The 24522-nt window shown below is 36.6% G+C and carries 21 protein-coding genes; 5 read left to right on the top strand and 16 right to left on the bottom strand.

Annotated elements, in window-relative coordinates; all coding sequences use genetic code 11:
• Positions 1-135: 135 nt before the first annotated feature.
• The 3 genes from miaA to VLB74_RS03635 are packed head-to-tail and all read left to right on the top strand — an operon-like array spanning position 136 to position 2705.
• On the top strand, positions 136-1059 hold the full coding sequence (gene miaA, locus VLB74_RS03645; protein ID WP_325202102.1) for a tRNA (adenosine(37)-N6)-dimethylallyltransferase MiaA: 924 nt from the start codon (positions 136-138) through the stop codon (positions 1057-1059).
• A gap of 44 nt (positions 1060-1103) precedes the next feature.
• Complete coding sequence (locus tag VLB74_RS03640; protein WP_325202101.1) at positions 1104-1910, top strand: hypothetical protein; 807 nt, start codon at positions 1104-1106, stop codon at positions 1908-1910.
• A 60-nt stretch (positions 1911-1970) separates the two neighbouring features.
• Positions 1971-2705 (top strand): acyl-[acyl-carrier-protein] thioesterase, encoded by a 735-nt coding sequence (locus VLB74_RS03635; protein ID WP_325202100.1) that lies wholly within the window; start codon positions 1971-1973, stop codon positions 2703-2705.
• Positions 2706-3109: 404 nt separating this feature from the next.
• Here the strand turns inward: VLB74_RS03635 and VLB74_RS03630 are convergent, their stop codons facing one another.
• The 16 genes from VLB74_RS03630 to VLB74_RS03555 form a co-directional block, all read right to left on the bottom strand.
• Positions 3110-3826: a response regulator transcription factor gene (locus VLB74_RS03630; protein ID WP_325202099.1), complete on the bottom strand. Its 717-nt coding sequence runs from the start codon at positions 3824-3826 to the stop codon at positions 3110-3112.
• A 5-nt stretch (positions 3827-3831) separates the two neighbouring features.
• Entirely contained in the window at positions 3832-5415 is a 1584-nt protein-coding gene (locus tag VLB74_RS03625) for a sensor histidine kinase (protein ID WP_325202098.1), read from the bottom strand.
• 71 nt (positions 5416-5486) lie between these two features.
• Entirely contained in the window at positions 5487-6071 is a 585-nt protein-coding gene (gene coaE / locus VLB74_RS03620; protein ID WP_325202097.1) for a dephospho-CoA kinase, read from the bottom strand.
• A gap of 1 nt (position 6072) precedes the next feature.
• Positions 6073-7071, bottom strand: a complete 999-nt coding sequence (locus tag VLB74_RS03615; protein WP_325202096.1) for a glycosyltransferase family 2 protein — start codon at positions 7069-7071, stop codon at positions 6073-6075.
• An 88-nt stretch (positions 7072-7159) separates the two neighbouring features.
• Positions 7160-9874 (bottom strand): T9SS-dependent choice-of-anchor J family protein, encoded by a 2715-nt coding sequence (locus VLB74_RS03610; RefSeq protein WP_325202095.1) that lies wholly within the window; start codon positions 9872-9874, stop codon positions 7160-7162.
• A 297-nt stretch (positions 9875-10171) separates the two neighbouring features.
• Positions 10172-11971: a T9SS type A sorting domain-containing protein gene (locus VLB74_RS03605; protein ID WP_325202094.1), complete on the bottom strand. Its 1800-nt coding sequence runs from the start codon at positions 11969-11971 to the stop codon at positions 10172-10174.
• A gap of 69 nt (positions 11972-12040) precedes the next feature.
• Positions 12041-14707 carry a T9SS type A sorting domain-containing protein gene (locus VLB74_RS03600; RefSeq protein WP_325202093.1) on the bottom strand — a complete coding sequence of 889 codons (2667 nt, stop codon included), beginning with the start codon at positions 14705-14707 and terminating at the stop codon, positions 12041-12043.
• A gap of 230 nt (positions 14708-14937) precedes the next feature.
• Entirely contained in the window at positions 14938-16128 is a 1191-nt protein-coding gene (fabV, locus tag VLB74_RS03595; protein WP_325202092.1) for an enoyl-ACP reductase FabV, read from the bottom strand.
• Positions 16129-16205: 77 nt separating this feature from the next.
• Entirely contained in the window at positions 16206-17858 is a 1653-nt protein-coding gene (gene recN / locus VLB74_RS03590) for a DNA repair protein RecN (protein ID WP_325202091.1), read from the bottom strand.
• A 33-nt stretch (positions 17859-17891) separates the two neighbouring features.
• Positions 17892-18779 carry a type IX secretion system protein PorD gene (porD, locus tag VLB74_RS03585; protein ID WP_325202090.1) on the bottom strand — a complete coding sequence of 296 codons (888 nt, stop codon included), beginning with the start codon at positions 18777-18779 and terminating at the stop codon, positions 17892-17894.
• Positions 18772-19980 (bottom strand): bifunctional phosphopantothenoylcysteine decarboxylase/phosphopantothenate--cysteine ligase CoaBC, encoded by a 1209-nt coding sequence (gene coaBC / locus VLB74_RS03580; RefSeq protein ID WP_325202089.1) that lies wholly within the window; start codon positions 19978-19980, stop codon positions 18772-18774. The genes porD and coaBC overlap by 8 nt, the downstream gene beginning before the upstream one ends.
• Before the next feature lie 5 nt (positions 19981-19985).
• Entirely contained in the window at positions 19986-20303 is a 318-nt protein-coding gene (locus tag VLB74_RS03575) for a DNA-directed RNA polymerase subunit omega (RefSeq protein WP_325202088.1), read from the bottom strand.
• A 6-nt stretch (positions 20304-20309) separates the two neighbouring features.
• The gene (locus tag VLB74_RS03570; protein ID WP_325202087.1) at positions 20310-21116 is read right to left on the bottom strand and encodes an outer membrane protein assembly factor BamD; all 807 of its coding nucleotides are present in this window, start codon (positions 21114-21116) and stop codon (positions 20310-20312) included.
• Positions 21117-21289: 173 nt separating this feature from the next.
• Positions 21290-21799, bottom strand: a complete 510-nt coding sequence (locus tag VLB74_RS03565; RefSeq protein ID WP_325202086.1) for a ferritin — start codon at positions 21797-21799, stop codon at positions 21290-21292.
• A 22-nt stretch (positions 21800-21821) separates the two neighbouring features.
• Positions 21822-22703 (bottom strand): 4-hydroxy-tetrahydrodipicolinate synthase, encoded by an 882-nt coding sequence (gene dapA / locus VLB74_RS03560; RefSeq protein WP_325202085.1) that lies wholly within the window; start codon positions 22701-22703, stop codon positions 21822-21824.
• A 1-nt stretch (position 22704) separates the two neighbouring features.
• The gene (locus tag VLB74_RS03555) at positions 22705-23208 is read right to left on the bottom strand and encodes a DUF6913 domain-containing protein (RefSeq protein ID WP_325202084.1); all 504 of its coding nucleotides are present in this window, start codon (positions 23206-23208) and stop codon (positions 22705-22707) included.
• A gap of 62 nt (positions 23209-23270) precedes the next feature.
• Here VLB74_RS03555 and VLB74_RS03550 point away from each other — a divergent pair, with 62 nt between their 5' ends.
• Together VLB74_RS03550 and VLB74_RS03545 are read left to right on the top strand one after the other, a co-directional pair.
• Positions 23271-24053, top strand: a complete 783-nt coding sequence (locus VLB74_RS03550) for a 5'-nucleotidase (RefSeq protein ID WP_325202083.1) — start codon at positions 23271-23273, stop codon at positions 24051-24053.
• Positions 24054-24064: 11 nt separating this feature from the next.
• A partial coding sequence (locus tag VLB74_RS03545; RefSeq protein WP_325202082.1) for a metallophosphoesterase occupies positions 24065-24522 on the top strand: 458 nt, incomplete at its 3' end.

Here is a 24522-nt window from a genome sequence, read left to right as displayed (position 1 = left end):
TTGTTACAGCCGAATATACAGCTGCAAAAAGAAGTCTGAAATCCGACCAAAACATCAAAAAATGCCCATCCTGCACTACTGTAATTACTGTTGAAGATGCAAAATATTGCCATAATTGCGGTGAAAAATTAAACAATGAATAATTACCTTATTACCATTATTGGGCCGACAGCCATTGGAAAAACAGCTTTAAGCATAAAATTGGCACAACATTTTGGTTGTGAAATCCTTTCGTGCGACAGCAGACAGTTTTTCAAAGAAATGAGAATTGGAACGGCTGTGCCTAATCCTGAAGAACTGGCGGCCGCAAAACATCATTTCATTCAACATATTTCAGTTTTTGACAATTATTCCGTAGGTGATTTTGAAACCGATGCGATTGCCAAACTAGACGAACTTTTCAAAGAAAACAATGTGCAGATTATGGTTGGCGGTTCCGGATTGTATGTGGATGCAGTATTGAAAGGTTTTGACGATTTTCCGGATATTGAAGCTTCAGTACGTGAGGAAATCAATGCAAAATATGATGCATTGGGAATTAATTACCTTCAGGATTCCTTAAAAGAGCTTGACAGTGATTATTATAACAAAATCCTTTCCGAAAACCCGCAAACACTTCAAAATCCGCAGCGCATGAAACGTTTTGTGGAAGTTTGCATTGGCAGTGGTAAACCTTATTCTTCCTTTATTGGTCAGAAAAAAAACAGCCGAAACTTCATTCCAATTATAATTGGTTTGGAAGCCGAAAGGGAAAAAATGTACAAACGCATTAACCTTCGTGTCGATTTAATGATGCAGGAAGGATTATTGGACGAAGCAAAAGCTTTATATCCAAACAAACACCTGAACGCTTTACAAACGGTAGGTTACCGCGAACTGTTTGATAATTTTGACGGGAAAACAACGCTGGATTTTGCAATAGAGGAAATAAAGAAAAACACCCGCCGCTTTGCCAAACGCCAGATTACCTGGTTTAAGCGCACCGAAAATGCAACATGGTTTGATTACCAAACGGAAATATCCGATATAATTAACTTTGCAGTAAGTAGTATACAATAATTATTTGAACGATATCAAAATAAAAACATAGTAGAAAATCTCTTATGAATAATTTAAATACAATCCGATTCAGCGCCATCGTCATTGCGATGTTTTCGTTCTTGCAATCCTGTAATAATACAAAAGATAAAAAAGCTGAAGAGTTGACAATGAGAGAAGTTGAAACAGAAAACGAATTTGATTCTTTAAAATATTCCCTGAAAAGAAATACATCGTTTAATCAATTGACAACTTCTTCGAATTCCGTTTTATTAACCGGTATCGACAGGGTTAGACTTTTAACTATTTATAAAGTCAATCCGAAAAATGACAGAAATATCCAGTATAACGAAGGCACAACCTATTCCAATGATTACGAAGCAGAGAATGAAAATGAAGAAGATTTGTTTAATTATTTCATGCCAGGAATCGATATAATCAACGGATATAATATGATAAACGTAGGGCATTATGATTTAGAGAAAGAAAAAATGAGCTACCTTTTTCAAAAACCAGTATTAATCAAAACTTTGTATTTCCCGGGTGTAAAAAAAGATTCTTTGAACAATGTACCTATAAAACGAAATTTTTTTATGGTGTCTGTTTACGATGAAGATACTAATAAAGATTCTTTGATTAATAAAAAGGATTTGCGAAAAATATATCACTTTGACGAACTGAATTCTAAACGAACACAACTCATACCAAACCAATATTCAGCAATCCGATCCACATACGATTATAAAAATGACATTTATTATATCTATTCAAGGTTTGATTCCAATAAGAATGGAAAACCAGATAAAAATGAGCCGGTCAGTATTTTTTGGATCAGACTGTCTGAACCTACAGTTGTAAAGAAAATGATCTAAAATTCAACTATCCTAACAAAAAAATAAAAATCATTTCATCCCTAAAATTCATAATTTACCATGCCTATTTCACCTGATTTCACCTCCATATACGCACACGAATGGGACATTAATTTTACCCTTTGCGCGTCCAATGCTTATTTGAAATATGTGGATTTGTGCAATTTATTACAACTTACCGCTGCGGAACATTCCATTTTGGGAGGGATAAGTTTTAATGACATGCAGGAGCACCATCAGGCTTGGGTTTTGAGCAGGATTCGTATTGAAATTGAAGCTTTACCGAAATGGCAGGATAAAGTGATTATAAAGACGTGGATTGAAAACCTGGAAGGTTCTCGTTCGACTCGTAATATTGAAATGTATCTAAATGGAAAGAAAATAGCGGGAGCGACTACCTATTGGGCGGTTTTCAACACGCAGCACCGAAAAGCCGAACCTTTGGCCTTGCCGCACGAACACTTTGAAAAATATCCCGATCACAAAGCTACCAGTCAGAGTTTTTCACGAATAAACGTTTTACAGGATACAGAAAAGATTGCGGAACGAACCGTAGTTTTATCGGATTTGGACATTGTAAACCACGTGAACAACACCAAGTATTTGGAATGGTGCCTGGACACAATGAATCCGAGAATGATCCTTAAACAGGAAATCAAAAGTCTGGAAATGAATTTTTTGAGGGAATTAAACCTTAATGATCAGGTTGAAATTCACTCGGATGAAAATCGAAATTTCTTCACGGTTACCAAAGACGGCAAGGTTTGTTTTGCCTTGGTTTTGGAAAGGAAATAGGTCGCTTCTTTGTGTGTTTTTTGCACGCAGAATAAAAGATTTTAGCAGATTGCGTTTAGAAAACATTACCGTATTTTAAATTTCTTCAATTATTTGAACGCAACTGTTTAAAACACAGATTTCGCAGATTTTCACAGATTAAACCGGTTTTTGCTGATTTCGTTTTGAAAACAACAATGATTCGTTTAACAACCACGCCCTAACCCGGATTGCAGCGAAAAGCATTTTGATTAACAAAATTAGAAGTTCCTGAATAAAAAAAGCGACCAAAGGAAGCTCTTTTTTGTTCTTTGGAACTACTTTTTTTTAATCAAAATCTTGAAGCGGAAAGCCGGAACAGTTACAAATAAAAAAGCCCTGATTTCTCAAGGCTTCTTTCCAATAATATAATTAATCTAAATGAATTATTCGGCTGCTTTTCCCTTGATCACCAAACGGAAACCTTCTCCGTGAATATTTAAAATTTCAACATCGTCGTCTTGTTTCAAATATTTTCGCAATTTGGCAATATAAACATCCATACTTCTGGAAGTGAAGTAGTTGTCGTCTCTCCAGATTTTTGTTAACGCTAATTCACGCGGCATTAAATCGTTTTCATGTAATGCAAGCATTTTCAGTAATTCGTTTTCTTTAGGCGACAGTTTGATTGGTTCTTCACCTGGGAAATTTAAGAAACGAAGTTTTGAATTCAGGTGGAATTTACCGATTTCGAATTCAAATCTCGTGTTATCAGTTTTGGTTTCGGAAGCTTTACGCATGATAATCGCTTTGATTTTCATCAATAATACTTCTGAATCAAATGGTTTGTTCAAATAGTCATCGGCTCCAACTTTGTATCCTTTCAATACGTCCTCTTTCATAGATTTTGCCGTAAGGAAAATGATAGGCACTTCTTTGTTTTTTTCACGTATCTCACGGGCTAAAGTATAACCGTCTTTGTAAGGCATCATTACGTCTAAAATACACAAATCGTAATTGTCTTTTTTAAACTTTTCGAAACCTTCCATTCCGTTTTTGGCAAGAGTTACATCGAAATCATTTATAATCAAATAATCTTTCAGTACTGCTCCGAAATTTGGATCGTCTTCTACTAATAGAATTTTTTTGTTAGCTGTATCCATATTTTTTAATTTATTAAAGGCACTTTAATTGTGAAGGTACTTCCCTTCCCTTTTTCACTTTCCACAAAAATCTGACCATTATGGTCTTCGACAATTCTTTTTACATAGGCCAAACCTAAACCGTGTCCTTTTACGTTATGTAAATCACCGGTGTGTTCCCTGTAAAATTTTTCAAATATTCTTTTTTGGGCCACTTTACTCATTCCAGAGCCCTGATCTTTTACTTTTATCAGAATAAAATCTTTCACATTTTCCGTTGAAACCTCAATTACCGGGGCTTCGGGAGAATATTTTATGGCATTGTCCAGAATATTAACCATTACGTTGGTGAAGTGAACATCATTCAGTAAAATGGTTGTTCGTTTTGCCTGAAGGTTACTGATGATTACACCTCCACGATCTTCTACTATCAGGTTAATATGCTCAATGGCATCTTCTATAATTTCATGAACGTTTGTTGGTTCTTTGCTTATTTCTAATTCTTTTCGTTCCAGTTTTGAAATCCTTAAAACGTTTTCTACCTGCGCGTGCATTCGTTTATTTTCATCGCGAATCATTTGCAAATAGCGTTCCACTTTCTCTCTGTCTTCAATTATTTTTGGGTTTTTAATCGCATCTAAAGCAAGATTAATCGTTGCAATTGGTGTTTTAAACTCATGCGTCATATTGTTGATGAAATCGGTTTTAATTTCCGAAATCTGCTTTTGCTTTATCAACTGGTTCAGCGCACTGAAATAGGCCACGATAATTACCAGGGTAAAAATCAGCGAGAGCGATGTGATTCCTATCAATGATCTGAACAAAAACTTCCCTTTCTGCGGAAAACTCACCAACAACTGGTATTTGTTTTCTTTATCATTGTCTGTGAAAACCGGAATTCCGTAAGTTGATTTCTTATCGTAATTAAAGTTTTCCGACTTAATTTTTGTCGCCAACCCATCACTGTAAATACCGAATTCAAAAGGGGTTTTTACACCGTACTGTCGTAATTCATTTTCAAGCATGGCATTAAGCCGCTCTTTTGAAATCCTGTCCTGCAAAGGCTTTAAGGCAACAATATCCTTAAAATAAATTTCAAACTGCGCTTTATCCAAAACATCCAGCGATCCGGATTTTTCAACCGTAATATCCGGTGTATTGGACTTCTGAATCGCAGAGTTATCGATAGGGTTTCCGTTATAAATTTCTGTTTTTCGTTTGGCTACAAAACTCTTTAACGGAACGGAATCGGAATTTTTATCAAAGAACGAACGGTTTAAACTATAATCTTCTGAAATAATTGTATTGGAATAAATGATCTGCTCATTTGTTTTCGGATCACGCTCCACAAAGAAATATTCCTTTAACTCACTTTGTTTTGGTGCCCTTCCTGTACTGTCTTTCAGTTTATTGTATGTCCTGTAAAACTCGAATTCCTCCTGTTGCTGCAGTTTAGTGGCAACATTTCCTATTACCTGATGTACATGAAACTTGAATTGCTCTTCGTTATTTCTGTAAGAAGTTTCAATCCAATACAACTGCACTAGGATTATCCCCAAAAGAGATAAACTCATCAACACAACAAGTAGTCGGAAACGCGTTTTATTCATCAAAACAAAATTAACATTTTAACATTTAGACCTTAAAAACATTAACCAAAGATTAACATCTGCTTAAGTTTTTACATTTTATTCAATTCTTTAAGAATTTCACTGACTTTTTTCCGAACCTCTTCAATATCTGTATTTTGAACAATGTAATCCGATAACGGAATCTTTTTTTCGTCTGACCATTGGTTTGCAATTCGCTCTAAAACCTGCTCTTTCGTAACCTTATCACGATTCATAACTCTTTCAATTCTGATTTCTTCTGGGGCTGTAACCAAAATGATTTTATCACAATCCCTATAGCTTCCGCTTTCAAACAGAATCGCCGCCTCTTTAATAACAAAAGGTTCATCATTATGGGCCTCAACCCATGACAGAAAATGATTTCTCACAACGGGATGAATTATGCTGTTTAATTTTTCAAGCTGTTGAGGAGCCGAAAAAACAATTTCTGCAATCTTTTTTTTGTCTAACTTATTATCTTCACTAATATTTTCTTCAAAGACCGACTGAATTTTTTTTATCATTTCAGGCGTATCCATCAGTTTTTTAGCCTCATCATCAGCTATGTAAACCGGAACTCCGTTTTCTCTAAAAAAACCGGCTACAGTTGATTTTCCACTTCCAATCCCGCCTGTTAGTCCTATTATCCTTGTCATATTATTTTTTAAAAAACAGTTCGGGGAAAGCTGTTTCGGGTTGCTGCTTTTTTATTTTAATCTTGATGAAAGACTGCAAAAAACCAACTCCATAACCAACAAATTGGAATATTGCCGCAAAAACCGATAAAAAACCAATCCACGGGTTCATGTTTTCCGTTGCACCAATCCAGAATAAGAGTATGAAATAAGCTGCATATACTTTAACCGGCAGCGAAAAACCGAGGAGTAACAAAATGATTGAAATCACGAATCCGAACAAAAAAAGTGTCGGGAACCAAAATGTTATCTTACTGTGCTTTGGATACCATGAATCCAATATAGGTCTCGCCTTTCCGAATTTATTTACCTGCTTATAGAATTTCCCAAAATCGATTCTGCGTTTGTGAAATACATAGGAATCTTTGAAAAGTTTCGTTTTAAAACCTAATTTCCAAAGACGAATCGACAAATCCGGATCTTCTCCCGGATGTATGTTCCCGAAACCGCCAGAAGCTTCAAATGCTTTTTTGGATAGGCCCATGTTAAAACTGCGTGGTTGGAATTTCCCGATTTTTTCAGATCCGCCACGGACTCCTCCGGTAGTGAGAAAGGAAGTCATCGTAAAATTGATTGCCTTCTGAACAGAGGAAAACGAATCCAATGCATTATCAGGACCTCCAAAACAATCCACAAATTCCTTTTTAAGATTCTTATCAACTGAACTAAGATAATTTTCGGGTAAAATACAGTCAGAATCCAAGATGAGAAAATAACTTCCCATAGCCTGTTTCATTCCGAAATTTCTAGAATCTCCAGGTCCTGAATTGGGTTTATTGAAATAGGAGATAAATATTTTACCTTCATATTTTTTCACTACATCAAGACACGGTATGGTGGATCCGTCTTCAACAATTACTACCTCAAAATCTTCATGATAATCTTGTTCTGCTATACTTTTTAGCAGTTCCTCAACTTCATCAGGTCGGTTATAAACCGGAATAATAAACGAAAAATACATTACTGCAACTAAATTTTAACAAAGATAATGCTATAAAAACAAAAAGCCGCTTCGAAAAGCGGCTTTTTAAAACATTTAATCGAATTTGCTATTGCTTTACAACCTTAATAGATTTAGTTAAACCATCAGCTGTTACCTTAACAATATAATTTCCTGAATTCAGGTTTGACATATCGATTTGCCCTTGTGCAACGTTTAATGTTTTAACCATTACTTTTTGCCCTAACATATTGTAAACCTCTACAGATGAAATCTCTGATGAGTAAGATAAATTCAATATATCTTTTACAGGGTTTGGATACGCTTTAAATGAAGTAGCATCAAAAGAGTTTGCACTCAATGAAGCATCATAAGCAGAAATTTTAAATGTTCCGCTTACGTCACCACCATATTCCCAAACATTTACATATAAAACTTCTCCAGGAGTTCTGCCTGTCAGTGTTATTTTTGAAAAATATCCATCATCACTGGAGTCATCATCACAAGATACTAAAGTAAGTCCGCCACACGATCCGCTATAGACAGCCATTCCTGTGTCAGTAAGAGCACTCCCGTTACTATTAGTTTCAACTGTTAAATTACCAGATGCCGGAATAGTTATCGAATACCAAACATCTCCGCCCGAGTAAGAAGCGCATCCCGGTGCAGGAGGGTTAGAATTAGTTGCAGCGAAGTTAGTCCCAACGACTGCATTAGTATTAAACACACCACCATTAATAAGTGCAACAGCATTATTACAATTATCATTTACAGGAGGCGTTGGCAAAGTAGTAAAAGAAATGGTTGACCACGGACTATATAGTGGCCCAGCGCATACGGTTCTTACGTGGAAATAATAAATTGTATTTGGGGACAATGCACTAGCACTATATGTTTCACCGGACAAAGTAGTTCCTGATCCTGCAGGATCTGTTGCCACATTGTCAAGAACATACTGATAGTTACCTGTTGTTGCTGACCATCCAATGCTGGCAGCATTATCTGTTATCCCTGTTACATTTAACCCGAACGGATTAGAACATGCCGGCGTTAATCTTATTTCAAAGTTATCAATTGAGAAATCAATATCGGCTGAGCCATTTGCAGTTCCTTCAACTGCTCTGAAAGCGAACCTTACGGCTTGTCCCGCGTAAGCATCAAGATCAATAATTTTGGTTATACCTGTATGTGACGGAACGTTAGTATCATTAAAAGTATGCAGTACAGTCCAGTTTCTAGTTCCTGTTGAAACTAAAACCTCCACATAATCATCAGATTCCCATGGGGTTGTAGGAGCAGTTGCAGCATTGTATTGAGTAGCAGCGGCATCAAATTTCAACTCATATCCCGTAGCTGGTATATCATAGAGAGGTGACATTATCCAATCATTAGAACCTGTTTGATAGATGTTATATCTTGCGGCACCAGATGTCCCGACATTACCAAAACCATCTGAAATCCAACTACTTCCACCAAATGTAGCAGGACCAGTAGTTAAATTTCCATCATCAGCTCTTTGCCAACAACCCGGAACAAAAGCGGCAAAGCTTTCTGATGCTGGAACAGCATATACCCCACAAGTGGTAAAGTTTCCGATATTGGTACCAGTATCCGTATTATAAAAATAGTCATACGGTCCGGAACCACATCTTATATATTCATAAGCTTTGATGTAATATTGGGTTGCTGATGAAAGACCTGTTACAATAACGTTAGTCCCCAAACCATCATAAATCAATTGCTGGCCAGATCCGGAATATACCGTATTAGGTGTTAAAGCAGGTGCATTTCCGTTTACGGGATCCGTAAAAGTCGGAGAGTCGCTAATAAAAACAGCCCCTCTGGTTCCATTACCAAAATTCCAGTTTACCAAAGCATCTGCATACCCGACCCTATTCGCAGGAATCGTTACATTACTAATCTGTATTGTTGGATTTACTTGTGTTGATACCAAAACAGAAGCACTTTGATCCGATAAGCTTGAATTTGTACAAGTTGCTTTTAATCTGTAATAAATTGGGGTTCCTGAAAAAGCAGGAGGCGTATAACTGGTTGTGGTACCACCTGAACCTCCAACGGCCGGCGCCCAAGCATCCGCCACGCCATTATCATTTGATTCTTCCCATTGAAAATTTAATCCTATAGCTCCGGTGGTATAACCACTTGCTACTAAATTAGCCGGAGTGCTTCCCGTACAAACATTCTGTAGTGTAGGTGTAACCGTACCCGCTACAGGTGTCCCCGAACATGGTGAGCCAAACATTATCTGTATATTAGGTCTGTTCCCATTAACTGCGCCGGTACCTGTTGGCACACTGCCATCTGCCTGCCATGCTTCGTGTTGTGAAGGTGCATCGGAATATCTAACTGAACTTCCGGCAGAACCTGTTCCCCCACTGCCTCCATAATTAGCTTCAACAAGAACCATTAAGTTATTAGCCCCTCCGGAATAACTAAAAGGAACTGGTAAATTGATTGTATTCCAACCAACTACCGGAGCTAAAGTCCCGGAATAAACTTGGGTAGCCCCGGAAATTTGGTTCGCCCATGTATCTGTTGTTAAAGTGGAATTTGTCGTTTCCATTAAATAAATAACAATAGGTCTTGTTGTACCGGCAGTGTTTGCCTGCCATGCAAGACTTATAATGTTTCCTCCACTGCCTACCTCAGCAGCAGTATAGATTGAAGCCGATCTTTCATACCCGAAATAATTCCCCAACGGAAATCTTTGCGTAGAAGTTCCAGTTCCAATAGTAATTATTTGCGCATTTAAGCTCACAAAGGAAAAGAGCAGCAAATAAATTAGTGAGGTAAATTTCTTCATGCTTTTACAATTTTAGTTAATTTATTTCCCAAATATAATAGTTTATTTCCCATGTTTTACAATATTTATAACATATCCAATAAAATATAGTTTTAAAAAAACAAAAATTGAAAAGTGTTATTCCGTAAACTTTATTTAAGTTATTACTTACTATTTGATACTGCATTAAGTCATCTCCTTAAGCAAGATTATATCTTTAATTATTGATTAAAATCAATTAGATTCAAACAGCAATACTTATTTAAACAAAAAAAAGCTGTCTTTTCAGACAGCCTTTTTCGAATATATAATAAAACATTATTCCTTGATAACCTTGATTGTTTTGGTTAAACCATCAGCTGTTACCTTAACAATATAATTCCCTGAATTCAGGTTTGACATATCGATTTGCCCTTGTGCAACGTTTAATGTTTTAAACATTACTTTTTGACCTAACATATTGTAAACTTCAACTGAAGAGATTTCTGTTGAATAGGATAAATTCAATATATCTTTTACAGGATTCGGATATGCATTTAAATCTGACATATTAAAATCCTGATTATTCAAAACAGTAAGATGAACCGTTACCGCTAATCTGGAAGGATTGGTTCTGCTTTCGCATCCTGCCGAATTAGTTTGAGAAGCATAATAAGTTGCCCCATCAACTAGTAAAGTCGAGTTTGGCAACAAATCATTTCCTGTAGCCGAACCATACCATTTGATATTTGTACCGACAACTTCAATATTAGCTACGGTCTCCCCATTTGTATAGGATTGATCGATAACGCCTGTAGGAGCTGACGGGTTAGGATTAATATTTAAATCAAAGTCTTTTACATATAGACAATTAACAAAAACACCTTCAGCTCTAAGATAAATTGTTTGGTTTCCAAGGCTTGAATAAGCTTGAGGATTGATTATAGAATTAGTCCCAAGTTCTGTATCTGACGCTGAAGTGTGGTAACTGATTAAATAATCCGCAGGATTTATCGCCCCTAATACAACTGAATTATTTGAAGTCAAGTCAAATATTGCGGAGCCACCACTTACAGAAGAACAAGCCTGTAAATCATTTGGATTTTGAAGTTGTGGCACAAAATTAACGCTTTCAGAATCAGTATAATTACTTGTATTGCTTGAATTACATATAGGATAGGAAACAGTAACTGCATATTGCTCCAAACCAGTCGGACAAACATCCACAGGATTATTGTTTGAGTAAAAAACTCCGTTTTTAGTCCATGTAACTACAGGTACTATTGAATTTCCATTCGGAGTAAAACGCCAGGCTTCGTTGGTAGCAGACCATGTCCCGCCATTTCTTCCCGGAGGAACAGATGCAAGGGTTCCTTCTTGATTTTGAATTCCGATCAAGCCATTTCCAGAAGCCCATGTAGTACAAGGTACTCTTCTTTGAACATAAATATCTATTATATTTGTTGTTTCCCATAAAACCATTTGAGAAGTTTGGGCACCAACTGTAATGTCTGAAGAACATGGATTTCCATATTGGGCAACATTGCTAAAATTTACAACGAAAGCTCGGTTTGGGTATGTTCCAATGGTATAGTAATTTATATTTGGATTAGCAATTGCATTTATAACGTTCGGATTAATATCCTGAAAGACTCCATTAATTGAGTTTCTAAATGGTGCTTGATCTACTCCAGAAATATAAGGCATTGGTCCTGACAGCACCCAATTGCTAAAACTGTTTGGAGAATACATTCCTCCGGGAACAATTCCCGACAAACTAAAAGTAATCGCTCCATTAGTGGAAATTAAAACTTTGTCATAAGTCTGTCCGTAAAAACAAAAATTAAAGTTTTGAGGATTTGACCCTTTTAAATCAATAACACCTGACCATCTGTCATCAACACTCAAATTCGTCTGGTTTCCATTAGTATATCCAAAGGGAGGGTTAAATGGTATACTGCTAACCTGATAGGAAGTAGTTTCCTTCACGTTTGCATATGTTACTTCTAAAGAAGTACAATCCCCTGGGCTACAAACATCTGTATGGCTTAAAATATAAGCCCCTGCATTTGTTGATTGTGAAAGAGAGGCTATTGCAGACAGAAGCAAGGAAAATAGGAAAACGTATTTTTTTTTCATGTTTTTTTTGCAAAAATAAAAAAGGAATCACAAAAGTGATTCCTTTTTACAGAAAATATGTATATTTTTTTATTGCTTTACAACTTTGATTGTTTTGGTTAAACCATCAGCAGTTACCTTAACGATATAATTTCCTGAATTCAGGTTTGACATATCGATTTGTCCTTGTGCAACATTTAATGTCTTAACTAGTACTTTCTGGCCTAACATGTTATAAACTTCCACAGAAGAAATTTCAGTTGAGTACGACAAGTTCAATACATCTTTTACCGGATTCGGATAGGCTTTGAATGAAGCAACATCAAAAGAACCAGCACTTAATGAAGCGTCATAAGCCGAAATACGATAAGTAATTGCAGGACCTCCATTATATCTCCAAGTATTAACGTAAACAACCTCACCCGGAGTTCTTGTTAGGTTTATCAATGAATATGCACCGTCCAAACTATCATCATCGTCACATTCAATCAAAGTCAAACTTCCGCAAGTTCCTGAATAAACAGCCATTCCAGTATCATAATTACCTGATCCGTCATTATTTGTTTCAACAGTTAAAGTCCCTGAAGCAGGAATAGTTACTCTATACCAAACATCGTTTCCTTGGAATGAAGCACAACCAGGTGCCGGCGGAGTAGAATTAGTAGCTCCTGTTAAATTTACGGCAAGAGGATTATTTGCAAAAACACCACCCGGAGTAAGTACAGATGCAGTACTACAATTGTCATTAGCCGGAGGTGTAGGTAATGTGGTAAAAGATATAGTTGACCATCCACTGTAAATTGGACCTGCACAAACTGATCTTACATGGAAATAATAAGTAGTTGAAGGCGCTAAAGAACCTGCATTATATGAATTTGCTGCAATATCAGTTCCCGCACCCGCCGGATCAGAAGCATTAGTATCCAACACATATTGATAACCCGATGCTGATGCGATAACTCCCCAGGAAATAGTAGCTGAATTATCATTTAAATTACTTGTTGCCAAGTTAATAGGCGCACTACATGCAGGTGTAACTGTAATATTAATATCATCAACAAATAAATAAAACTGGTCTGTTGTAGAATACGCCTGAAAACCAAAATTGTAAACCCCTGTAGCTGAAGGCGTAAAATCAACCTGATTAAACTGGATTGTATTTTGATTGATATTTGGATGATCCGCCAATACATTTGTCATTGCAGCCGAAGTAGCTGAAGTCCCATATGCAACTTTTAATTTTTCAATATAATATGTTGAGTTATTTCCATAGTTATATGAAATTCTGTATGAAGTTCCGGCAGTTAAATTAATCCCTTGCGTAAAAAACCAAGTGTTGGCAGGATTTGTACCATTATACACATAACGTAAAGCATTAGTTGTGAATCCGTAACCCGGTGCATTAGCTGTGTCCCAAACATTACCTGTTCCATCATTAACAACAGACGTACAATTTGGTATAGCCGGAGTCGTAACACTTTCAAAATCCTGAACATAAGGAATATTCGCTACACCACAGGTAGTAAAGTTTCCAATATTTGTCCCTGTAGCTGTATTATAATAATAGTCATACGGACCAGAACCGCATTGTACATATTCATAAGCCTTAATATAATACTGGGTCGCTGCCGAAAGTCCTGTAACAGTAACCGTAGTTCCAGTACCATCATAGATCAACTGTTGACCTGACCCTGAGTAAACCGTATTCGCAACTAAAGCGGGACCATTTCCGTTAACAGGATCAGTAAAAGTTGCTGAGTTACTAACAAAAACAACTCTTCTGTATCCATTCCCGTTTGTCCAGTTAGCTGTAGCCTGCGCCGATCCAATACCACTCAACAAAACATTTGTAACCTGAGTCGAAGGATTCACAGGTGTTGTCACTAAAACTGAAGCAGTTTGAGCTGACATTCCGGAATTGCTACAAGTCACATTTAATCTGTAATAAATTGTTGTTCCGGAGAAAGCTGGCGGAGTGTAAGTCGGTGAAGTCGCACCTGAACCTCCAACAACTGGAGCCCAAGCATCGGCAGCGCCATTATCATTTGATTCTTCCCATTGGAAAGTCAAGCCTAAAACTCCTGTAGAATAGCCCGTTCCAGTTAAATTAGCCGGTGTTGCTCCTGAACAAAGATTTTGAATTGCCGGTGCTACCGAACCCGCTACTGGCGTACCTGTACAAGCAGATCCTAAAGTAATCTGAATATTAGGTCTGTTGTCTGTGATTATTCCGGTTCCTAAAGGAACACTTCCATCCTGTTGCCAGTATTCATGTTGGGAAGCAGCTGTCGTATATTTAACAGAATTACCTGCAGATCCAGTCCCCCCACTACCTCCGTAATTAGCCTCAACAAGAACCATTAAATTATTGGCTCCTCCGGAATAACTATACGGAAGTGGTAAATTAAATGTGTTCCAGCCAACTACAGGGTTTAAAACACCTGAGTAAACTTGAGTCGCCCCTGCGATTTGGTTTGCCCATGTGTCTGACGTTAGAGTTGAGCTTGGCGTTTCCATTAAATAAATAATTACAGGTCGTGCAGTTCCAGCTGAAGTGGCCTCCCAAGCAAGACTAACAATATTTCCCGCACTACCGATTTCTGCAGCGGTATAAATTGCGGCAGATCTTTCAAAACCGAAATAACTCCCCAAAGGAAAACGTTGGGTAGAAGTACCGGTTCCAATAGTAATTGTTTGTGCATTTAGCCCTATGCAGGATAATAGCATTAAACAAATTAATAAAGTAATTTTTTTCATATAAATATTTGGTTAGATTTTTGTCAAAAATATGTTTTTTTTCACAAAAACACTATTAAATTATTTTTTACAACAAAAAAATTATTGACATTTTATCAACAAAACGTTTAATTTTTTTTTAATCCCTGAAAAACAAAAAAAAACCAACATTATTTATAAAAATACAATTTCAATTTACAACAACTAATTCGTGTAATAAAAAAAGGCTGTCTTTTCAGACAGCCTTTTTTTTATGAGATACTTGGCACCTGAAGCATTTCATCTGCATCAGCAAGATAATCAACTCCTTCAAAAGCAAATCCGAACAAGTTTAAGAAATCTTGCTTATAACCGGCTAAATCACCTAATTCCACAAGAGATTCTGTAGTAGATTCATTCCATAAACTAGAAATTCTGCTCTGAACATCTTCTCTCATTTCCCAATCGTCTATTCGGATTCTTCCTTTATCATCCGTTGGAATTGCAGAACCATTATATAATCGCTGTTGGAATAATCTTTGTATCTGCTCGATACACCCTTCGTGTATTCCTTCTTCCTTCATAATTTTGTACAATAATGAAATGTATAATGGAATGACAGGAATTGCCGAACTTGCTTGAGTGACTAAAGCCTTATTAACTGACACATATCCTTTTCCGTTAATGTCTTTTAATTTATCCGTAATCTCGAAAGCTGTAGCCTCCAAGTGATCTTTAGCTCTTCCGATGGTACCTTTTCTGTAAACGGCTTCTGTAACTTCAGGTCCTATGTATGAATAAGCAACCGTCATTACACCATCAGCCAAAACACCGGCCGCTTTCATGGCGTCCATCCACATTGACCAATCTTCACCACCCATTACAACAACTGTATTTTCAATATCTTCCTGATTAGCCGGTTCGATGGAAACCTGAGAAACATTTCCGGTATGGAAATCTACAGTCTTATTTGTAAAAGTACTTCCGATTGGTTTTAAAACCGAACGATGTGTAACACCTGTTGTAGGATGAACACGAACCGGAGAAGCCAAACTGTAAATTATCAAGTCAACCTGACCTAAATCGGCCTTGATCATATCGATAGTCTGCTGTTTCACTTCATTTGAAAACGCATCACCATTGATACTTTTAGCGTACAATCCAGCTTTTTGAGCTTCCTGTTCAAAAGCAGCCGTATTATACCAACCCGGAGAAGCAGTTTTTCCTTCCGCTGGTTCTTTTTCGAAAAAGACACCAATTGTGGAGGCGTTAGAACCAAAAGCACTTGTAATTCTCGAAGCCAAACCAAATCCTGTAGAAGCACCTATTACCAATACACGCTTTGGCCCATTAATTTCACCCTTTGATTTTACATATTCAATTTGATTTTTCACATTTTGTTCGCACCCTTTTGGATGAGCGGTCAAACAAATAAATCCTCGCATTCTAGGTTCTATGATCATGTCCTGATTATTTTAATATATTTTGGTTTAGTGTTTGTTATTTTTTAAATAAAGCGTGACAAAAATAAGTTAAAAAATTAATTCAACAACGCTTTTGCATGATTTAGAGCCGAATCGGAAATATCCTTTCCTGAAAGCATTTCGGCAATTTCAGCAATTCGCTCTTCACCCGACAATAATTTAAGTTCGGAAACCGTACTTTCCCCCAAAGCCGATTTAAACACCTTATAATGTTGTTGTCCTTTAGCAGCGATTTGAGGCAAATGAGTAATGGCAAAAACCTGCATTTCAACACTCATTGCTTTCATGATATCCCCCATTTTATGAGCAATTTCACCAGACACTCCGGTATCGATTTCATCAAAAATGATAGTTGGTAATTTGGAATATTCTGCCAAAATCGCTTTAACCGCCAACATAATTCGGGACAACTCCCCTCCTGAAGCTACTTTTTTCAATAATCCGAAATCGGTTCCTTTATTCGCAGAAAACAAGAGTTGTATTTCGTCTTTTCCAAAAGCATTATAGGTTTCAGAGGCATTGATTTCAAATTGAAAACGGGAATTTGGCATTCCAAGTTGGGATAAAATTGAGGTTATCCTATCTGTTAAAACAGGTATTGCATTTCTTCTGCTTTTCGAAATCGCTTCCGTCAGGCCGTCAAGAATTTCAATTTTTGACTGGATTTCAATTTCCAGTTTATGAATAGCATTGTCCAAATCATCAGCCAGAACAACTTTAGCGTCCAAATCATTTTGTATCTCAAGCAACTCTTCCACAGTGTTTACCTGATGTTTCTTTTGCAGAGAATAAATGGTTTGCAGCTTTTGATGTGCTAAATCGAGTTGTTCAGGATCGTTAACCAACTTTTCAGATTGATTATACAGTTCGTTTGCTATATCGTCGAATTCAATCAACATACTGGAAACACGTTCCGTCAATTCGTTGAATTCAGAAGACAAACCTGAAATTTTCAGCAACGTAGCTTTTACTTCTTTAATATTTTGGATGATTCCGATCTGGTCTTCGTTAGTCAAAGCAATGGATTTATCTAGGGCTTCTTTTATCGACTCGACGTTATTGAGCTTTTCGTAAACATTTTCAAGTTCCGATTGTTCGCCGGCTTTCAAATTGGCAGCCAGTAATTCTTCCAGTAAAAATGAATTATAATCTTGTTCCTTTACCAGATTTTCTTTTTCAGAAACCAGTTTTTTCAACTGATTTTTAGCCGATTTATATTCCGAAAGCTGATTACTGTATTGTCCTAATAGTTCCGAATTACCTGCAACAGCATCCAAAATCTGAATCTGATAGGCTTCTTCCGATAATTCTCTCGTTTGATGCTGAGAATGAATATCGATCAGAAAATCACCTAATTCCTGTAATTCATTAAGATTTACCGGACTGTCATTTACAAAAGCCCTGGATTTACCCGAAGGAAGAATTTCCCTTCTGATGATAGTCAAATCTTCATAATCCAAATCGTTTTCAGAGAAAAAAGGCTTTAAATTGTATTTGTCGATTTTAAATTGCGCTTCTATTACGCACTTTTGCTCTTTGTCTTTTAGCGAAGTTAAGTCGGCACGTTTTCCCAAAACCAACCCCAAAGCGCCAAGAAGTATGGACTTCCCTGCTCCGGTTTCTCCTGTAATGATTGACAGTTGCCCTGAAAAATTCATTTCCAACCTTTCAATCAGTGCAAAGTTTTTAATGGTTAAGTGTGTTAGCATAAATTGTGTCTGAAAAGAGATTAAAACACAAATTTAGAATTTTATATTATTCCATTTTGTGGAATTCAAAGGAGAAATTCTGTTTAATGTTTCGGTTAATTCAACGATGTCAACACTTGGTCCTCCCGAGAAAATGTAGACAATTTCATCTGCTTTTGCATCAAAAAAGATTCTGGTAATAAAAGCATTGGGACGAGTCGAGTGAATTTTTGAGACTGTTTTTACTGCTTTTACAACATTTTGTTTGGCAGCTTTAAGATCATCTGCCATTTTATCCATACCTAGCTGATGGTATTCATACATTGCTTCGCGATACGGAGTAAAAGTATTGGACAATAAGTCGTTAATAAGATAGTATCTGTTTTGTTTTTTCTCTGTTTGTGTCCAACCGGCTCCACCACCCGATTGCGCAAGGTTTGCCATATTGGAGGCCGACTCCAAAAATTTAGTTCCTCCCTGATTTGAAAAAGTATCAGCATCAAGGCCAATGATAATATTAGCATAAAAAGCTACCATTGCCACTAAATTAGAATCATAGCTGTTAGGATTGTAAACAAAGTTTTCAAATTCGACATACCTAAAATTGAAATCTTTATCGTTATAATTAAATACAGGTGACGTATAAGTCGAATTGTAAACAGGTCTTGATGATTGAACCTGTAAGGTACATTTAAAGTCATTTGACTCATAAGACTGAATGGTGATGAACATGCTGCAATCAATACGTTCATTGTTTGCAAAGTTTTTAGTCGACCATTTGGTATTATTCACAAACTCACCCAAAGAACGTTCCAATGTCTTGAATATCTGAACATTGGCCGCGGTAATTTGATCGTAATTGACTTTAACGGAACACTTCAATTCCTGGCTATATCCGAAGAATGAAACAAATAAAAGTCCTAAAAGAATCCAATTACGCATACTGTTTTACTATTTTATTAACGATATCCTGAGCTACTTCTTCTTTGGATTTTAAATCCATAGGTTCCATTTGAAAATCCTTGTCAATGAAAGTTACTTTATTGGTAGGCGTACCAAATCCAGCACCTTCATCATTTAAGGAATTAAGAACAATCAAATCTAGGTTTTTTTTCTGAATTTTCTGCTTCGCGTGCTCAATTTCATTTTCAGTTTCCAAAGCGAATCCAATTAAAAACTGATGTTTCTTTATTTCACCCAGCGAAGCCAGAATATCTTTTGTTTTTTCGAGTTCTATGGAAAACGTCTCGTCGTTCTTTTTTATTTTCTGTGAAGCTACATTTTTAGGGCGGTAGTCGGCAACGGCTGCGGCAGCTACAGCCACATCTACCTCATTGAAGTATTTGTGACAGACATCATACATCTCTTGAGCCGAAGTTACCCTTTCCACTTTTACCAAACTATGCTTTAACTGCAGATGTGTCGGACCCGAAACAAGGATGACTTCAGCACCTAAATCGGCAGCAGCTTTAGCAATATCGAATCCCATCTTTCCCGTGGAATGGTTACCAATGAAACGAACGGGATCGATAGCTTCATAAGTTGGTCCTGCAGTAACTAATATTTTTTTTCCTTTTAAAGGAAGTTTACTCTCGATGTCTTTTTCCAGAAAAGCAACAATATTTTCGGGTTCTGCCATTCTTCCCTCACCGGAAAGTCCGCTTGCCAATTCACCGCTTTCGGCAGGAATCATAATGTTTCCAAATTCCTTTAATGCATCAAAATTAGCAAGTGTGGACGGATGTTTGTACATATCCAAATCCATTGCGGGAGCAAAGTATACAGGGCATTTAGCCGATAAATAAGTAGCTATCAGAAGATTGTCGCAATTGCCTTTTACCATTTTGGAAAGTGTATTGGCAGTTGCCGGAGCGATGAGCATCAAATCGGCCCAAAGTCCAAAGTCCACATGGTTGTTCCATTCCGCTTCTTCTTCCTCTTCATTAACAAAAGTGGAATATACAGGATTTTTGGAAAGTGTGGACAGTGTTAACGGGGTAACAAAATCTTTTGAAGCAGGTGTCATGATTACCTGAACCTGAGCACCTGCTTTTATAAGTAGTCTAACTAATGTCGCTGTTTTATACGCGGCTATCCCTCCGGAAACACCGAGCAATATTTTTTTTCCGCTTAAAACAGACATATTAATTATTGATTAGAATCTCTATAATAGATTTTACCATCCAACCATTCCTGAACTGCTAATGCATGTGGTTTTGGTAATTTTTCATAAAACTTTGAAACTTCGATTTGTTCTTTGTTTTCAAAGATCTCTTCAAGACTATCATTGTAAGTAGCAAACTCTTCAAGCTTGTCAATCAATTCTTTTTTGATTTCAGAGTTGATTTGATTTGCTCTTCTTGCCATAATAGTAATCGCTTCATACACATTTCCTGTCGGCTCTTCGATTTTACTTTTATTGTAGGTAACCGTGTTTACAGGAGCTGTAGTCTTCTTTAAATCCATACTTAATTATTTAGAAAATTTTTGTAATTCAATTTCAATCAGGCCTAATTTTTCTTCAGCCTCTTTTTTATACTTTGTATCAGGGTTAAAACGCACTAAACCGGTATATGCAGTTTTAGCATTTATCAAACGCTCTTCCATTTTGGAAGCGACACTGTTTATCGCTAATTTATAATACGAATCAAACTTATAATACAAGGCATCTTCTTTATATTTAGTTCCGGGATAATCGGAAATAAAATTATCCAACGCTTTTATAGCAGAGTTATAGGAATGCCAATATTCTCCGGTTGTATTATATTGCTTGGCAATTTCAAATGCCTTTTTTTCCAGTTTATCCCTAAGCTCAACAATAATTTTATTAGCCTCGGCAAAATGTTCTGAATTCGGATAAGTATTGATAAATGTCTGTAATTTATCAACTGCCTTGTCTGTATCCGTTTGATCTAATGAATAAACCGGGGACAACATTGAATAACTTTTAGCCGCCAAGAAATAAGCTTCTTCCCTGTGCTCACTTTTCGGGTAAGTTGCCGCATATGATTCAAACTGATAAGCTGCCAAATAATACTGCTCCGTTTTATAATATGACTGTGCAAACATGTAAAATAATTTTTCCGCTTGAGGTTTTCCTCTGTTAGGACCCGCAAGTTGTTCAAACAAACGAATCGCTTTGGAATATTTCTTTTTTTCGTATTTCTGGGTAGCTATTTCATATTTAAAAGCCAAATCCTCTGATTTTAAGGCTTTTTGATAAGGACTACAAGAAAAAAACAATACTGAAAAAAGTAAAATATATAAAATTTTATTCATGTTTAATTTACGTTATTATGCTTCTCCCCTCAATTTTTCATTGATTCAAAAGCAAATGCAAAGTTAATTATTAATTATTTATTACAAAATCTTTTTTTTCACACTCAAAAAAAGAAAGATGCCGGTTTAAAGGCATCTTTCGAACAACGCTTTTTTGACGCGTTTTATTGTATTTATTGGGCTCCGTTTCCGTTACCGCTAAAACTCTTCATATCATTGTCAAACAGATACAAACCTCCTTTATCGTCACCGATCAGGTTGATTTTATCCAAAATCGTACGCGCCGTTGCTTCTTCTTCTATTTGCTCGGAAACATACCATTGCAAGAAATTATGGGTTGCATAATCGCGTTCCTGCAATGAAACATGAACCAATTCGTTTATACTTCCGGAAACCATTACCTCATGTTCATACAGTTGTGTAAACAACGCCTTGAAAGAAGAACAATCCAAAACCGGATGAATCACTGACGGAATTTCCGCTTCGCCACCACGCTGATTGGCATACTTCACCAATTTAAGCATATGCATGCGTTCTTCATCTGACTGTTTGTACATGAAAGCAGAAATACCTTCAAAACCCTGAACTTCGGCCCAAGAAGCCATTGCTAAATAAATCTGTGAAGAATCCGCTTCTACTTTAATCTGTTTATTAATTGCTTCCTGAATAGTTTTAGATAACATAGCCTACAATTTTAATGTTTTGCTAATTTACAACTTTCTTTACAAAAGCGTTAAGTCGATTTGCTAAATCTTCGTTAACATTTACCAATGGCAAACGCAACGTATTTTCAGATAAACATAACGATTTGAACACTTCTTTGATTCCGCCGGGGTTACCCTGTTCAAAAATCATATCAATACTGTCCGCTAACAAATAATGCAATTTATAAGCTTCGTCTACTTTTCGCTGTAATCCTAAACGAACCATTTCCGAGAATTCTTTCGGAAAACCTTCTCCGATTACCGAAATAACTCCAGCTCCACCGGCTAAAACCATAGGAAGCGTAATCATATCGTCTCCCGAAATCACAAGGAAATCTTTCGGTTTATCCTGAATCAGTTTCATCGCCTGAACAATATCCCCTGCAGCTTCTTTAATTCCGATAACATTTTTAAAATCGTTAGCCAGACGCATTACTGTTGAAGGCAACATATTACTTGCTGTTCTTCCCGGAACGTTATATAAAATCACTGGTAGCGGAGAAGCTTCTGCAACCATTTTAAAATGCTGATAAATTCCTTCTTGAGTAGGTTTGTTATAATAAGGCGAAACAGAAAGAATCGCTGAAAAACCTGAAAAATCTCTTGTTTTCAATTCCTCAACCACTTTCATGGTATTATTTCCGCCAACGCCCAAAACCAAAGGCAATCTTCCATTGTTAGCTTCTTTGATAGTGCTGATCACCAATTCCTTTTCTTCTGAAGTAAGTGTTGCCGATTCTGCAGTAGTTCCAAGAACCACTAAATATTCCACACCTCCGTCGATAACATAATTTACAATTCTTTTAAGCGCCTCTACGTCAACAGAAAAATCCTTTTTAAATGGGGTTACCAAAGCAACGCCCGTTCCCATAAATGATTGCATTTTATATTTTGTTTAAAATTCTTAAATATTTAAATAATTCGGTTACAAATTCCTGATGCTTTTCAGCAACGGTGGAAATCATAAAATTATTCAGTCGTTTATCTATCGTGGAAAACCCAACCTTAAATTTTGCTTTTGATTGCAATGTGACCAATGTAAGTATTGGTTTTTCAATATCGTAATAGCTAATCAGCACATCGAAAGGCTTCTGAATAAAACCAACCACTTCCGGCTTACTGAATTCCGCGTTTACCGAAATGTCTTTTCTTCCGAAAAAAGGATTTTCAATGATTTCTTTTTTCTTGAAACGATCCTTATAGACCAGAATATTAATCGCATCGGCATCAATACCTTCAGCTTTCAATTCCGAAACGAGTCGAGCTGCTTTTTCAAAATAACTTTCATCAATAAGCAAACCAACGGTTTGAATTTTTTCCTCTGTAACTTCTGGCTTATAATTTAACAAAGATTTTTTAACTGATTTTTTAATTAAAAAATCCTTCATTAGTTTTAAAAACATAGTAATTTTACTTAAAATACGTATTTAACCAATAAGGCACATTACGGATGGTAAAGTTAAGAAAGTATAACCGTTTTAGCACACAAATTATTATAGCTTTTTCGGTTTTTTTGTTGATTTCCTGTGGTGGAAACAAATATTATAATTCCAAAATAGAGGGGAAACAAATTGGTGTTACGGCACAGGTTGGCGAAGTGGCAACCATAGACAGTTTTATAAAACCCTATCGCGAACACATCAAGAAAGAACTGGACAATGTACTGGCTTACGCTCCGGAAACCCTGGATAAAAGTAAAGGGGAATGGCAGACAACTATCGGAAATCTGATGGCCGACATAACCGTTGAGATGGTCAACCCTGTTTTTTTATCCAGAGAAAAGAAAAATATTGATATCTGCCTTTTAAACCATGGCGGGATCCGTTCTATTCTTCCCAAAGGAAATGTAACAACAAGAACTGCTTATGAAATCATGCCTTTCGATAATAGCGTGGTGGTGGTTGAACTGAAAGGAACCCAAATCAGGGAAATGGCCGACTATATCATGAAAGAAAGAAAACCACATCCTCTGAATGGTTTAAAAATTGTTGCTGATAAAAACAATTTGAGTGTAAAATCATTAACCGTAAACGAAAAACCTCTCGAAGATGATAAAATTTATTATGTCGCCACATCGGATTACCTTTCAGGAGGCGGTGACAATATGAATTTCTTCAAAAAAACGGAGAAGATATACGATATGGATTACAAGCTTCGAAACCTAATAATCGATTACTTTAAAAAAGTAGACACAATCCCTGTTATTACGACAAAAAGAATCATACTGGAATAAAAAATACGAAAATGAAAAGAAGAGCTTTTTTAAAAAACACGGTAGCCAGTACCACTTTATTGACATTAGGTGGACTATCATTAAGTAGTTTTGATACTCCGGAATTACTGACAGATAAACATAAAAAAATAACGATACTTCATACGAATGATGTTCACAGCCATATCGATCCTTTTCCGGCTGACGACCCAAAAAATCCAAATATGGGCGGTGTAGCTAGAAGAGCCGCTTTGGTAGAACAAATCCGAAAGGAAGAAAAAAATGTACTGTTACTTGATGCCGGTGACATTTTCCAGGGCACACCTTATTTCAATTATTATGGTGGGGAATTGGAATTCAAATTAATGAGCATGCTTGGCTATGATGTTGCGACGATGGGTAATCATGATTTCGACAATGGTGTTGACGGTTTCTACGCCCAACTGCACAATGCAAAATTCGACTTCGTTTCGGCTAACTATGATTTTAA

The sequence above is a fragment of the Flavobacterium sp. genome (assembly GCF_035456225.1).
GTDB lineage: Bacteria > Bacteroidota > Bacteroidia > Flavobacteriales > Flavobacteriaceae > Flavobacterium.
This window is presented reverse-complemented; position numbering and strand designations above follow the sequence as displayed.

Coding starts and splice junctions, on each gene's coding strand:
- miaA (WP_325202102.1), top strand. CDS start 136: ATGAATAATTACCTTATTACCATTATTGGGCCGACAGCCATTGGAAAA.
- VLB74_RS03640 (WP_325202101.1), top strand. CDS start 1,104: ATGAATAATTTAAATACAATCCGATTCAGCGCCATCGTCATTGCGATG.
- VLB74_RS03635 (WP_325202100.1), top strand. CDS start 1,971: ATGCCTATTTCACCTGATTTCACCTCCATATACGCACACGAATGGGAC.
- VLB74_RS03630 (WP_325202099.1), bottom strand. CDS start 3,826: ATGGATACAGCTAACAAAAAAATTCTATTAGTAGAAGACGATCCAAAT.
- VLB74_RS03625 (WP_325202098.1), bottom strand. CDS start 5,415: ATGAATAAAACGCGTTTCCGACTACTTGTTGTGTTGATGAGTTTATCT.
- coaE (WP_325202097.1), bottom strand. CDS start 6,071: ATGACAAGGATAATAGGACTAACAGGCGGGATTGGAAGTGGAAAATCA.
- VLB74_RS03615 (WP_325202096.1), bottom strand. CDS start 7,071: ATGTATTTTTCGTTTATTATTCCGGTTTATAACCGACCTGATGAAGTT.
- VLB74_RS03610 (WP_325202095.1), bottom strand. CDS start 9,874: ATGAAGAAATTTACCTCACTAATTTATTTGCTGCTCTTTTCCTTTGTG.
- VLB74_RS03605 (WP_325202094.1), bottom strand. CDS start 11,971: ATGAAAAAAAAATACGTTTTCCTATTTTCCTTGCTTCTGTCTGCAATA.
- VLB74_RS03600 (WP_325202093.1), bottom strand. CDS start 14,707: ATGAAAAAAATTACTTTATTAATTTGTTTAATGCTATTATCCTGCATA.
- fabV (WP_325202092.1), bottom strand. CDS start 16,128: ATGATCATAGAACCTAGAATGCGAGGATTTATTTGTTTGACCGCTCAT.
- recN (WP_325202091.1), bottom strand. CDS start 17,858: ATGCTAACACACTTAACCATTAAAAACTTTGCACTGATTGAAAGGTTG.
- porD (WP_325202090.1), bottom strand. CDS start 18,779: ATGCGTAATTGGATTCTTTTAGGACTTTTATTTGTTTCATTCTTCGGA.
- coaBC (WP_325202089.1), bottom strand. CDS start 19,980: ATGTCTGTTTTAAGCGGAAAAAAAATATTGCTCGGTGTTTCCGGAGGG.
- VLB74_RS03575 (WP_325202088.1), bottom strand. CDS start 20,303: ATGGATTTAAAGAAGACTACAGCTCCTGTAAACACGGTTACCTACAAT.
- VLB74_RS03570 (WP_325202087.1), bottom strand. CDS start 21,116: ATGAATAAAATTTTATATATTTTACTTTTTTCAGTATTGTTTTTTTCT.
- VLB74_RS03565 (WP_325202086.1), bottom strand. CDS start 21,799: ATGTTATCTAAAACTATTCAGGAAGCAATTAATAAACAGATTAAAGTA.
- dapA (WP_325202085.1), bottom strand. CDS start 22,703: ATGCAATCATTTATGGGAACGGGCGTTGCTTTGGTAACCCCATTTAAA.
- VLB74_RS03555 (WP_325202084.1), bottom strand. CDS start 23,208: ATGAAGGATTTTTTAATTAAAAAATCAGTTAAAAAATCTTTGTTAAAT.
- VLB74_RS03550 (WP_325202083.1), top strand. CDS start 23,271: ATGGTAAAGTTAAGAAAGTATAACCGTTTTAGCACACAAATTATTATA.